Source organism: Nitratireductor indicus C115 (assembly GCF_000300515.1).
Lineage (GTDB): Bacteria > Pseudomonadota > Alphaproteobacteria > Rhizobiales > Rhizobiaceae > Nitratireductor > Nitratireductor indicus.
The window spans coordinates 137,196-149,486 of sequence record NZ_AMSI01000009.1; the positions used below are offsets into that span (position 1 = coordinate 137,196).

The following is a 12,291-nucleotide window of genomic DNA, read 5'->3' on the forward strand; positions in this document are numbered from 1 at the left end:
GCCGTCGCACTCCTTTTCCGGGCACAGCCATGGATTTCATTCCGGACACTGCCATCATCCTTCAGTTCGCGATTGCCACCTTCGTGCTGGCGATCACGCCGGGGCCCGACATGACGCTTTTCGTCGGGAGGGCGCTCAGCGAAGGCCGCGCGGCAGGCTTTGCCTGCATGTTCGGCGCCATGACCGGCATTCTCATTCACACCGCGCTGGTGGCGCTCGGATTGTCGGCGCTGATAGTCGCCTCTCCCGAAGCGTTTCTCGTGCTCAAGGTGTTCGGTGCGGGCTACCTGATCTGGCTTGCCGTGCAGGCGATTCGCAAAGGCTCGGCCTTTTCGCCAGAGAAGCGTGCCGTGCGCAGCCGCTCCCTGTTCCGCAACTGGGCGACCGGGCTTGGCATCAACCTGCTCAACCCGAAGATCATCCTGTTCTTCATGACCTTCCTGCCGCAGTTCGTTTCAACGAGCGATCCTCACGCGCCGGGGAAGCTGTTCTTTCTCGGGTTGATGTTCATTCCGCTGTCGTTTCCAGTGACGGCGCCGATGGTGATCGCGGCTGACGGGTTTTCAAAGCTCCTGAACAAGAGCCCGCGCGTGACACGGATGATCGATTATCTGTTTGCAGGCGTGTTCTCAGCCTTCGCGCTCAAGATCATCACCGCGCAGGCCCGCTGAGGGGCCGACAGCAGCCCCTCCCCCGAAGAAAACGCTCTTACTCGCCGTGGCCGGCGATCATCATGGCCTCAAGCGCCAGCCGCTCGGTTTTCTTCATGCGCTCGGATGCGGATTTGAGCTGGCCGCAGGCGGCCAGGATATCGCGGCCGCGCGGGGTACGGATAGGTGAAGCATAGCCGGCACGGTTGACCACGTCGGCGAACTCCTCGATCTGTTCCCAATCCGAGCATTCATAAGCGCTGCCCGGCCAGGGATTGAACGGGATCAGGTTGATCTTGGCGGGAATGCCTTTCAGAAGCCGCACGAGCTCGCGGGCATCTTCCAGCGAATCGTTGACGCCCTTCAGCATCACATATTCGAAGGTGATACGGCGGGCGTTGGAAAGGCCGGGATAGGCGCGGCAGGCGTCGAGAAGCTCCTTCAGCGGATACTTCTTGTTGATCGGAACGAGCTCATTGCGCAGGTCGTCGCGCACTGCATGCAGAGAAATCGCCAGCATGACGCCGATTTCCTCGCCGGTGCGGTAGATCTCCGGAACGACGCCGGACGTGGAAAGGGTGATGCGGCGCTTGGAGAGCGACAAACCATCGCCATCTGAGGCGACGAGCAGCGCCTTCTTCACATTCTCGAAATTATAGAGGGGCTCGCCCATGCCCATCATCACGATGTTGGTGACCTTGCGGCCTTCCGCGGGCACGATTGCGCCGTCCGGCGTGTCGGCATCGGGAAAATCGCCGAGCCGGTCGCGGGCCACGAGAAGCTGGTCGAGGATTTCTCCCGAAGTCAGGTTGCGCACCATCTTCTGCGTGCCAGTGTGGCAGAAGGAGCAGGTGAGCGTGCAGCCGACCTGGCTTGAAATGCACAGCGTGCCGCGCCCCTCCTCGGGGATGTAGACGGTTTCCACCTCGACGGGACGGCCAGCGCCGCGCGGAGGAAAGCGCATCAGCCATTTGCGGGTGCCGTCCTCGGAAATCTGCTCCTCGACAATCTCGGGCCGTGCGATGGTGAAAGTCTCATCGAGAGCGGCGCGCAAATCCTTCGAGATATTGAACATCTGCGTGAAGTCCGAAACGCCGCGCACATAAAGCCAGTGCCACAGCTGGCGCACGCGCATGCGGGCCTGCCGTTCCGGCACGCCGACGGTGAGCAGCGCCTCGGCGAGCTCTTCGCGGGTCAGGCCGATAAGCGGCTTCTTTTCCGGTACGGCCGCAGGGCTCAATGCTGCGCGGCTCTCGGGCGTCGATAGGTCGAGTGTCAGTGCCATGGCGTTCTTGAAACAGCTACGGGCGGATCATGCCGCAAAGTGCGGGGCCACCCTTCATTTGGCGCGCTCATAGCACGCTCCGCCGCCCGCGTCACCTGCGGCGTCGGAGGCTGACGGCGTGGCTGTCAGCCTGTTGTCCCATCGGGCATGCTTGCGAAGGCCGGGTGTCCGGCCTTCGATCGTTCGGACGAAGCGTCCTATTTGCAGTTACGTGTCGCGTCGATTGCGGCGCTGACGCCGCTCAGCGAGAAAACGTAGCCTGTATCGTTGCCACGACCGGATTTGGCCGCGATCTTCATGTCGGAGCCTCCGCGCATGGCAGCGATCAGCTGGGGTTCCTGAGCCGCGTTCTCTAACCAGGCCGATTTGCCCTGGGTGAACATGGTGAAGCTCTTGTCGCCCACCGTCACGATGACCTTGGAACCCTGCTGGAAATTGTAGGCAGCAATGAACTGCGGCTCGGAAGCCACGTTCTGTCCGGGTTTCTGACTCACGAAGAAGAAGATATCCCCGTGGTCAAGGCTTGCCGGCTGCTTCTGCTTCGGCACGCTCATGGCGTAGCAAACCTTGCTGTTTCCTGATTGGTAGCTGTAAACGCCCCAGTCCTTGTGCTGGCCGACCGCAGTGGCCTGCGCCATGGCTGGCCCAGCTACCGCCAGCCCGCAAATGAACATGAGTGTCGAAATCAGTACGCGCATCGTCATGACCGTCTTTTTTTGCCAGTGTTTTGAAGCCGATCAGCCACAGCCTCGATCACTTCATTTTTACTTAATCTGGGTTACCAAAGCGTGAAGCGAATCAAGAGATCTTCATGCGCTGAACCCCGAATTTCGCCTTGGCCGAAAGCGGGCCAATAACGAATACCCCTTCATATCTGTTTGAAACGAACGAAAAAGGCGAGATTTTGACTGTTCAGAGGTCGATTTCGGCTTCTGCAAGCGCCCTGCGCGCGGCCAGACGGTGAGCCGGAGTGATGTTGTTGCGTACTGCATTGAGCGCCGCAGCGATTACGGCCATGTCGTCGGTGAAGCCGAATCCGAGCAGGAAATCCGGAACGAGATCGATAGGCAAAACGAAATAAGCAAGCGCGGCCAACAGGATACCACGCACGCGGGACGGCGTGTTGCTGTCGAGAGCGCAGTAATATCCTGCGACGAGTTCTTCGATGAACGGGACCTGTCGCGCGGCCTTTTTCAGGGTGCGCCAGAACTTTTCGCGCACGCGCTCCTCGCGTCGCCTGTTTTCTCCGGCTCCAACCGGTTCGAGGATTTCGCCGATTTTCACGTCGTCCATCGCAATCTCCAGTTCAGCGAAAATGTGGGAGGTGGATGGACCGAATGCAAGAATTCGCGGCGGAATCGTTATTCCAGAAATCCATTCATCGCTTCCGCCAGCTTGAAATCGAGCTCGGTCAGGCCGTCGGCATCGTGGGTGGAAAGGGTGACGTCGACGGTCTTGTAGACATTCGACCAGTCGGGATGATGGTTCAGTTTCTCGGCGGCCAGTGCCGAGCGGGTCATGAAGGCGAAAGCTTCGGAGAAATCGCGGAACACGAAACGGCGGCGAATGGAGCCGCCATCATCGGATAGTTTCCAGCCTTCAAGACCGGAGAGTGCCTTCATCGCAGTTTCGGGGTCGAGCTTTTGTCTTGCCATCGTGCCTCTCCATGATACGCCTCAAGGGCCGGAGCAAAAATCCAGCTTTACCGTGAAAGATAACGCCCTGATCATGAACGCAAAGCCCGAAACTGCCATTCTTTTCGTCTGTCTCGGCAATATCTGCCGGTCCCCGCTGGCTGAGGGTGTGTTTCGCAGCGTTGTCGCCGACCATGGGCACGCAGCGTCATTTCAGGTGGATTCAGCCGGTACGGGGGCCTGGCATGTGGGTGAGGCCCCCGATCCCCGCTCAGTTTCCATTGCAAAGCGCCACGGCGTGGACATTTCGGCCCAGCGGGCACGGCAGGTGGCGGCTGGCGATTTCGGCCGCTTCGACCTGATCCTCGGTATGGATCGGAACAATGTGGAGACCTTGCGCATGCGTGCGCCGGAAGCCGCACAGGGCAAGATCCACCTTTTTCTCGATTATGCGGGTGGCGGGGCGCTCGACATACCGGATCCTTACTATGGTGGAGAGGACGGTTTCGCTTCAGTCTACCACATGATCCGTGAGGCTTCGGAAGCGCTATTGGCAAAGCTCGACTGACGGTCGCTTTCGCCGCCGACCAGCGGCCAGGCCTCCTCGACGATATAGGGACCGCCGCCCACCGAGGCACGGGACGACAGAAGTACGAAACGGCCGACGGTGAAGGGCACGGAGGCGAAATTGCCGCGTGCGGACAGATAGGTCGCTACATCGTGCGGATTGGCGTTCTTCAAGCGCGCCAGCGTTACATGCGGGGTGAACTTGCGGGGATCGGGGGGCAGCCGCAAGCGTCTGCAAATGCTCTCGATCTCGCCCTGAAGGGCATAGAGATCGGGCGAGGCGGAGACGCCGGCCCAGATACTGTGCGGCTTTTTCTGCCCGAAAGCCCCGACGCCGGAAAGCTTGAGGGTGAAAGACGGACGCCGCACCCGATCTAACGCATTGGCGATCTCGTCAGCCGTGTGGCCTTCGATATCTCCGAAGAAACGCAAGGTCAGGTGATAATTCTCGACGTCGATCCAACGAGCTCCTTGGAGGCCCCCGCGTAGAAGTGACAACGACAAAGCGGCGTCACGCGGGATCTCGAGGGCGGTGAAAAGTCGCGGCATGGCAACCTCCTCGAATCGCACTGTCAAGGACAGCGAATCATCGATTGCCCCGGCGGGCAAGCGGTTTCTTATGAAAGATTTAAGTGTCCTTCTGCGTGTGCCCGGCGAGCACTTTCTCGAAGACCGGCAGTATGCGCTCGACCATAAGGTCCACGCCACCGGCATTGGGATGCATCCCGTCTTCCAGGAGAAGATCGGGCTCGGCTGCCACGCCGTCCAGGAAGAATGGGATGAGCGTCAATCCATATTTCTGTGCGAGGCGCGGATAGATCGGGTTGAAGGCTGCGGCATAATCGGCGCCGAGATTGGGGGCGGCCATCATGCCTGCCAGAACCACGGTTTGCCCGCGCTCGGTGAGCTTGCCGATCATGGCATCCAGATTTTCCTCACTCGAAGCCGGTGCGATGCCGCGCAACATGTCGTTGGCGCCGAGCTCCAGGAGAACGATGTCGGCATCTTCGGGGACCGACCATTCGAGCCGCGCCAGACCGCCGCTCGTCGTATCGCCCGAGACCCCTGCATTGGTTATCGTGACGTCGAGGCCCTTATCCTTCAGCGCCGCTTCCAGCTTGTCGGGAAAGCTTTCGCCGGGACCCAGGCCATATCCGGCCATGAGGCTGTCGCCGAAACCGACAATGGTGACCGGCTGGGCCTGAACCGCACCGGCTGCGGCAAACAGCATCAGGCCAAGAAGAAACGATGAAATCTTTGTGAAGTGGGCGAAACGCGGAAGGGATTTGAATGCCATTCGGGATAACCCATATTTGCCGAAGCCTCCGGTTGTCCGGTCTCAGCGTTGTTTTCTTTCAATATAGGATGTCTTTTCCGTGACAGAACCCGTGATCGAGCTGGACAACGTTTCCCTGACCCTTGGCGAAGGGGCATCGTCGGTCCATGTTCTCAAGGGTGTCAGCCTTGCGGTCGAGCGCGGGCAATCGACTGCCATCGTGGGACCTTCGGGTTCTGGCAAGTCAACGCTGCTGATGGTCGTGGCAGGGCTTGAGCGGGTCGATAGCGGGACGGTCAGCATAAACGGCAAGACGTTGACCGGGCTCAGCGAAGACGCGATTGCGGCCTTTCGCGGCCGCACGATCGGCATTGTCTTCCAATCCTTTCACCTCATTCCGAACATGACCGCGCTGGAAAATGTCGCGGTGCCGCTCGAGCTCGCCGGCCATGCGGATCCGTTCGGCGTTGCCGAGCAGGAACTGACGGCGGTCGGGCTTCGCGAGCGGCTGACCCATTATCCCGGTGAGCTTTCAGGCGGCGAGCAGCAGCGCGTGGCGATTGCCCGAGCGCTTGCGCCAGGACCGGCAATCCTGATTGCCGACGAGCCGACGGGCAATCTCGACCAGGCGACTGGCCGGCAGATCGCCGACATGCTGTTCGCCAAGGCCGGGGAGCGCGGTACATCGCTCGTGCTCGTTACGCATGATCCTGCGCTGGCGGATCGCTGCGCGCGGCAGGTCGCCATGCGCTCCGGGCGCATCGAGGCCGCGGCTCAGGAACACGAGGCAGTGCGCGCATGAGCCTCTCGCGAACGCTGCGCCTTGCCGTCCGGTTTTCGTTGCGCGAGATGCGCGGCGGTCTTGCGGGGTTTTTCGTCTTCATTGCCTGTATCGCACTTGGCGTCGGGGCAATCGGCGGAGTCAATTCCGTTGCGCGCGCCATCGGCGATGCGGTGGAAACGCAGGGACAGTCGCTGCTTGCAGGAGATCTGCGGTTCTCGCTGACACAGCGACGCGTGAGCGATGACGAGCGCGCCTTCCTTTCGAGCCTTGGCGATGTTTCGGAAAGTGCCGCCATGCGATCCATGGCCCGTCTGCCCGATGGTTCGGACCAGACGCTGGTGGAGGTAAAGGCCGTTGACGGGCTCTATCCGCTGTATGGGGCACTGGAGACCGTGCCGCAGCTTTCCCATGACGATCTCTTTGCGGCGCAGAACGGTGTGTTTGGCGCGGCGGCGCCCGACCTGCTTTTCGAGCGGCTTGGCATCAAGCCCGGAGACCGCATCATGCTTGGCACGCAGGAGATCGAACTGCGCGCCGTTCTTGCGAGCGAGCCCGATGCGGTTTCGGACGGCTTCGGCTTTGCGCCGCGTCTTCTCATCTCATTACCGGCACTGGAGGCCTCGGGTCTCGTGCAGCCGGGCAGCCTGATCCGCAATATCTACAAGGTGCGGCTTGCGGGGAGAGCGGATGAGGCGGCTCTGGAGGCAGCGCGCGAACGTGCCGGAACGGCATTTCCCGATGCGGGCTGGAGCATACGCAGCCGCAGCAATGCGGCGCCCTCGCTATCGAGCAATGTCGAGCGGTTCTCGCAGTTCCTTACGCTGGTCGGCCTCACGGCGCTGGTGGTCGGCGGCGTCGGCGTGGCGAACGCGGTCCGCGCCTATCTCGACAGCAAACGATCGGTGATTGCCACCTTCAAGAGCCTTGGGGCATCGGGCGGCTTCGTCTTCACCGTCTATCTCGTGCAAATCCTTCTGATTTCCGGCATCGGCATTGCAGCCGGCCTAGTGCTCGCCGCCCTGATGCCCTTTGCGGCTTCGGCCATGCTTTCGACCGTGCTGCCCGTGCCGGCGAATGGGGGTTTCTACCCCTCCGCCCTGGCGATCGCGACGCTGTTCGGCCTGATGATCACGCTGATCTTTGCCCTGATGCCTCTGGGGCGGGCGCGGGATGTGCCGGCCACCGCGCTCTTCCGGGAAATGGGCATCGAAGGGCGGGGCTGGCCGCGGCCGGTCTATGTGGTGCTTTCGGTGGCAATCGCCGGAGGACTTGCCGGGCTCGCGGTATGGTTTTCCGACGACCGCCGCATGGCGGCCATCTTCGTGGGCGCGACGGTTTTAGCCTTCGTGATCCTGCGCGCGGTGGCGCTGGCGGTGGAATGGCTGGCGCGACGCAGCCCGCGCGTTTCCTCCACGCCGCTCCGACTGGCGCTCGGCAACATCCATCGACCCGGTGCGCTCACCCCTTCCGTGGTGTTGTCGCTCGGGCTCGGCCTGACGCTGCTGGCCACGCTGGCGCTGATCGATGGCAATCTGCGTCGGCAGATCACGGGCAATTTGCCGGAGGTGGCGCCGAACTTCTTCTTCGTCGATATCCAGAGCAATTCGGTCGACGATTTTACCGCGCTGATCGGGAAAGAGGCGCCGGATGGCAAGCTGATGAAGGTGCCGATGCTGCGCGGGCGTATCACGGCACTCAATGGCGTGAATGTGCGCGATCTGAATATCCCGCCGGAAGGCGGTTGGGTGTTGCGGGGAGACCGGGGCATTACCTATGCTGCCGATGTCCCCGAAAACGCGACCTTGACCGAGGGAGAGTGGTGGCCCGCCGATTATAAGGGCGAGCCGCTCGTTTCCTTTTCGGCTGAGGAAGCCGCCGAACTTGGCCTGAAGATCGGCGACACCATCACCGTCAATGTGCTCGGCCGCAGCATTTCTGCGAAAATCGCCAGTTTCAGGCGGGTGGAGTGGGAAACGCTGGCAATCAATTTCGTGATGGTGTTTTCGCCGAACACGTTTGCCGGTGCACCGCATGCGTGGCTGGCAACGCTGACGGACGCAAACGCTGCTCCGGCTGACGAATCCAGGATTCTCAACGCTGTCACGCGCAGTTTTCCGACCGTCACGACGGTGAGGGTGAAGGATGCGCTCGATGTGGTGAACGGATTGCTCGGCCAACTCGCCACGGCCATCCGTGCCGCTGCCGCCGTTGCGCTGATCGCGTCCGTTCTGGTGCTTTCGGGGGCGCTTGCAGCCGGCAACAGGGCTCGCATTCACGATGCGGTGGTGCTGAAGACGCTGGGTGCCACGCGGCGGACCCTGATCGCGGCCTTCTCGCTCGAATATATGCTTATCGGCCTTGCAACGGCAGTGTTCGCGCTTCTGGCGGGGGGAATTGCGGCTTGGTTCGTAGTTTCGCAGGTGATGAACCTGCCGTCGAGCTTCCTGCCCGAGGTGGCGCTTTCGACGGTGGTTCTGGCGCTGGTTCTGACCGTGGGATTCGGGCTGATCGGCACCTGGCGGGTGCTTGGACATAAAGCCGCGCCGGTGTTGCGGAACCTGTGAGCACGGGCCGTGGGGACGAAATTCGTTTACCACGATGCGTAACCGCAGGGTCCGGAGGGGCGCGAAGTGTTGCCGCACCTGCGATTCCGGGCGTTTCGGGCCTTGTCGCGAACACAAACTGACATCATATTTGGAAGACGCATGCTGGACTCCCGCCAGCGGCGCACGGCCTGACGGCCGTCACCGGACGGGAATTGAGCCAGAAAGGGGTAATTATGGCTGACCTTCGTAACTATCAGGCCCGCGTAACGCCCGGCGTCCGCGCCGACGCGGCTATCGACGAGGGCCTGCGCGCCTACATGATCCGCGTCTACAACCTCATGGCGCTCGGCCTGGCCATCACCGGCCTTGCAGCCTTTGGGGCCTTCAATCTTGCCGTTGCCGACGGACAGCTCACAGGTTTCGGCCAGCTGATCTATGCGAGTGCCTTCCGCTGGGTGGTGATCTTTGCACCGCTGGCGCTGGTGTTCTTCCTCAGCTTCCGCATCCAGTCGATGAGCGTTGCTGCCGCGCAGACGACCTTCTGGGTCTATGCCGGCCTTGTCGGTCTCTCCCTGTCGACGATCTTCCTCGTCTATACGGGACAGAGCATCGTGCGCACCTTCTTCATCACGGCTGCCTCGTTCGGGGCGCTGTCGCTGTGGGGCTACACGACCAAGCGTGACCTGTCAGGCATGGGTTCGTTCCTGTTCATGGGCTTGATCGGTATCATCATCGCTTCGCTCGTGAACCTGTTCCTTGGCTCCACTGCCCTGCAGTTCGCGATCTCCGTGATCGGTGTGCTCGTGTTTGCCGGCCTCACCGCCTATGACACGCAGCAGATCAAGGAAATGTACTATGAGGGTGACGATGACGCCGTGTCCGGCCGCAAGGCCATCATGGGCGCGCTGCGCCTGTATCTCGACTTCATCAACCTTTTCATGTTCCTGCTGCAGTTCCTCGGCAATCGCGAGTAACAACGGCGACGGATATGTGTAAGATCGAGGCGGCTTTCGAGCCGCCTCTTTTTTTGCCGAAATCATTCCCAGCGAGAGTTTTTACATTGACCACCGCGCTCGTTTTTCGAACTGCCACGCCGGACGATTTACCCAGCATCACGCGCATCTATGCCCATGCGGTTGACCATGGAACGGCAACCTACGAACTCGAGGCCCCCGACGAAAAGGAAATGCTGGCGCGAATGCAGAGCCTTGTCGGCCAGGGTTATCCCTATCTGGTGGCTCTACAGGGAGAGGATGTTCTAGGCTACGCCTATGCCGGCCCGTTTCGTGCCCGGCCAGCCTATCGGTTCATGGTGGAAGATTCCGTCTATCTGGCGCCCGAGGCGCAAGGCAAAGGGGTCGGTCGCCGCCTTCTGGGCGCGCTGGTCGAGGCCTGCCGCGCAAGTGGTTTTCGCCAGATCGTGGCCGTGATCGGCGATGGAACCAACCATCGCGCATCGGTTGGCGTGCATGCCGCGCTCGGCTTCGAACATGCGGGCGTTTTGAAGGGCAGTGGCTACAAGTTCGAGCGCTGGCTGGACACCGTGTTCATGCAGCTGGAACTGAACGGAGGAGCTGGGACGCCGCCCGATCCTGCGTCTGTGCCGGAAAAAATGTATCGCAAGAGTGCATCTTGAGGCTTCTGGGGTTGGGCGTTTTTGCCCTATGCCAGGAGGAAGTAATCCTCTTTGCTGATGTATGCGGACCTCAGGTGACGCCGGTTGGCTGCAAAATGCTCTAACCGGAAACCAGGCGAAGCTTCTTGTCGAAGACCGTAAGAACGCGAGGCAGTTCATGTCCGCGCTTCAATATGGCACCGGTGGCGGCGATCACGCTGTAGGCACCCTGTTTGCGTGTCAGTTTCGGATCCTTGACAATCTGGAAGAGCGGAACTTCGCTGGTGCGGCGGAAAACGGAGAAAACAGCGCGGTCCTTCAGGTGATCGATGGCGTAGTCGCGCCATTCCCCCGCAGCGACCATGCGGCCGTAAAGGCGCAATATGTGGTCGAGTTCCCGCCGCTCGAAAGTGACAGGCATATCCGCTCGCGCGCTGCGCGCCTCGTGCAGCGGGATCAATATCCCGGACCCGTCCTTCCCCTCCGCGTTGCTGCCATCCTCGCTCATTCATTTCACCTCAATGACGGTTTGGTGACAGAGAAGGTTCGCCCGCCCGTATCCATTTTGCAAGCCTGGAAACAGTTTCCTTAAGAAACAATGGGTTGGAGAAAGATAGCCGGCATTCAAAAAAAGCGATTCGCAACCCACGAAATGGCCGGTAACGGTAACAATTGGGCACCAATTGAATGAATTGGTGATGCCGCACCACATTCTCGCCGCATTTTGTCCAAGCTCACGCCCCATTGTGCCGCGAGCATCCACCTGTTGCCTGAGACGGTTCGGTCCGGACAGAAATCCCGAAAACCCCAAGCCCCCCCGCCCTCGGGATCATGGCCGGATCGAACCAACTCGGCAACGAACAGCTGGTGTAGCCAGCTCAGTCTTCCCGACAGCAATCATGGGCATCCGCCGCACTCGAAAGAGCGGTGGATGCTTTGCGTGTCGGGAAGCGGCACTGTTCCGCTTCCTGGCTCTCATATCTTGCTGAAAATCGGCAGCTGGCTTGCCTGGTTCTACTGTGCCTCAGGGCCTGGTCATGGCTGCACCGAGGATCGGTCCAAGACGTCCCTTCTTGTCGACGGCTTGCAACAGGACGGCGCAACCGTCCCCTTTCTTCATCATCTCGCTTTTGGGCAGCTCAATGCTCTTGGCCTGGCCGTTCCACATGCCGACGGTCTGAATGCGCTTCACGGCATTGCGGTATTCAAACGTCTTGCCGCCGTTCTCGCCGGAGCGGATCGCTACGGACTGGCGTGCGGTAAAATCGATCAGCAGCACATGAGCGTTGAGGGAGGCCGTGCCGTTCGCAGCGGGCATGTCCCCGGCATCGATCACGATGCTGTCGCCGGTATCGTGCAGGGCCATCGTTACGGGAAGGCCGCCCGTTCCGCCCGACAATCCATCCAGCGTCGACAGAACGGTGTCGCGGCGCGCGCCGTTCACGTCGCGCTGGCCGTTGATGATCGCCTGCGGTGTGTAGACGGAGGCCCTTTCAAGAGAGTGGGCGTAGGTCTGCTGGCGCTCGGTGTTGTCCGGGCTTGCCATGCCGTCCTTCCAGCCAAGATAGTCCCAATAGTCGACGTGATAGGACAGGGCGATGACATCATCACGATCGGCAAGTTCGCTCAGCACCTTGTCGGCCGGAGGGCAGGAATTGCAGCCCTGGCTCGTGAACAATTCGACAACGCCAAGCGGCCTTGCGGTTTCTTGCGCGTGACCGAAGCCGGCCATGCCGAAGGCAAGGCCAAATCCCAATAATGCGGCAGCCGGAAGGCGCCGTTTGCCCGTCATGATCATTTTCCGTTCCGTCCGAAGTCGGTCGAAGGTGCGTTTTGTGGCAGCAATATAGGGGCTTGAGAAGCTCAAGCTGAAGTCACGTTCCGGTGAGAGCGCCGAGCACTTTCGCATTTATGCGAGCGTCAGGCGATTGCGC

General features: G+C 60.9%; 14 protein-coding genes. 6 read left to right on the top strand and 8 right to left on the bottom strand.

Annotated elements, in window-relative coordinates; genetic code table 11:
* The first annotated feature begins 29 nt into the window (after positions 1-29).
* Entirely contained in the window at positions 30-671 is a 642-nt protein-coding gene (locus tag NA8A_RS14340) for a LysE family translocator (RefSeq protein ID WP_009451041.1), read from the top strand.
* Positions 672-708: 37 nt separating this feature from the next.
* On the opposite strand, the gene rlmN is transcribed toward NA8A_RS14340, so the two are convergent.
* The 4 genes from rlmN to NA8A_RS14360 all read right to left on the bottom strand — a co-directional run bounded on the left by rlmN (position 709) and on the right by NA8A_RS14360 (position 3,590).
* A complete protein-coding gene (gene rlmN, locus NA8A_RS14345) occupies positions 709-1,935 on the bottom strand; it encodes a dual-specificity RNA methyltransferase RlmN (RefSeq protein ID WP_009451042.1) in 1,227 nt (408 codons plus the stop codon).
* A 197-nt stretch (positions 1,936-2,132) separates the two neighbouring features.
* Positions 2,133-2,633, bottom strand: a complete 501-nt coding sequence (locus NA8A_RS14350) for an invasion associated locus B family protein (RefSeq protein WP_040672677.1) — start codon at positions 2,631-2,633, stop codon at positions 2,133-2,135.
* A 214-nt stretch (positions 2,634-2,847) separates the two neighbouring features.
* A complete protein-coding gene (locus NA8A_RS14355) occupies positions 2,848-3,228 on the bottom strand; it encodes a YkvA family protein (RefSeq protein ID WP_009451044.1) in 381 nt (126 codons plus the stop codon).
* A gap of 68 nt (positions 3,229-3,296) precedes the next feature.
* Positions 3,297-3,590, bottom strand: coding sequence for a 4a-hydroxytetrahydrobiopterin dehydratase (locus tag NA8A_RS14360; protein WP_009451045.1), 294 nt, complete (start codon positions 3,588-3,590; stop codon positions 3,297-3,299).
* Between the two features lie 73 nt (positions 3,591-3,663).
* Here NA8A_RS14360 and NA8A_RS14365 point away from each other — a divergent pair, with 73 nt between their 5' ends.
* Positions 3,664-4,137, top strand: coding sequence for a low molecular weight protein-tyrosine-phosphatase (locus NA8A_RS14365; RefSeq protein WP_009451046.1), 474 nt, complete (start codon positions 3,664-3,666; stop codon positions 4,135-4,137).
* On the opposite strand, the gene thpR is transcribed toward NA8A_RS14365, so the two are convergent.
* Positions 4,086-4,685 (bottom strand): RNA 2',3'-cyclic phosphodiesterase, encoded by a 600-nt coding sequence (gene thpR / locus NA8A_RS14370; RefSeq protein WP_009451047.1) that lies wholly within the window; start codon positions 4,683-4,685, stop codon positions 4,086-4,088. The two genes, NA8A_RS14365 and thpR, sit on opposite strands and share 52 nt — an antisense overlap.
* Before the next feature lie 79 nt (positions 4,686-4,764).
* On the bottom strand, positions 4,765-5,433 hold the full coding sequence (locus NA8A_RS14375) for an arylesterase (protein WP_009451048.1): 669 nt from the start codon (positions 5,431-5,433) through the stop codon (positions 4,765-4,767).
* A gap of 79 nt (positions 5,434-5,512) precedes the next feature.
* On the opposite strand from NA8A_RS14375, the gene NA8A_RS14380 reads away from it, so the two are divergent.
* The 4 genes from NA8A_RS14380 to NA8A_RS14395 all read left to right on the top strand — a co-directional run bounded on the left by NA8A_RS14380 (position 5,513) and on the right by NA8A_RS14395 (position 10,378).
* Complete coding sequence (locus NA8A_RS14380) at positions 5,513-6,214, top strand: ABC transporter ATP-binding protein (protein WP_009451049.1); 702 nt, start codon at positions 5,513-5,515, stop codon at positions 6,212-6,214.
* Positions 6,211-8,760, top strand: coding sequence for an ABC transporter permease (locus NA8A_RS14385; RefSeq protein WP_009451050.1), 2,550 nt, complete (start codon positions 6,211-6,213; stop codon positions 8,758-8,760). Before NA8A_RS14380 ends, NA8A_RS14385 begins: the two co-directional genes overlap by 4 nt.
* A 215-nt stretch (positions 8,761-8,975) precedes the next feature.
* A complete protein-coding gene (locus NA8A_RS14390) occupies positions 8,976-9,716 on the top strand; it encodes a Bax inhibitor-1/YccA family protein (RefSeq protein WP_009451051.1) in 741 nt (246 codons plus the stop codon).
* Between the two features lie 86 nt (positions 9,717-9,802).
* The gene (locus NA8A_RS14395; protein ID WP_009451052.1) at positions 9,803-10,378 is read left to right on the top strand and encodes a GNAT family N-acetyltransferase; all 576 of its coding nucleotides are present in this window, start codon (positions 9,803-9,805) and stop codon (positions 10,376-10,378) included.
* A gap of 100 nt (positions 10,379-10,478) precedes the next feature.
* Here NA8A_RS14395 and NA8A_RS14400 read toward each other — a convergent pair whose 3' ends face one another.
* Both NA8A_RS14400 and NA8A_RS14405 read right to left on the bottom strand, forming a co-directional pair.
* Positions 10,479-10,865 carry a DUF2794 domain-containing protein gene (locus NA8A_RS14400; RefSeq protein WP_009451053.1) on the bottom strand — a complete coding sequence of 129 codons (387 nt, stop codon included), beginning with the start codon at positions 10,863-10,865 and terminating at the stop codon, positions 10,479-10,481.
* A gap of 516 nt (positions 10,866-11,381) precedes the next feature.
* Complete coding sequence (locus tag NA8A_RS14405; RefSeq protein WP_009451054.1) at positions 11,382-12,155, bottom strand: DUF1223 domain-containing protein; 774 nt, start codon at positions 12,153-12,155, stop codon at positions 11,382-11,384.
* Positions 12,156-12,291 lie beyond the last annotated feature (136 nt).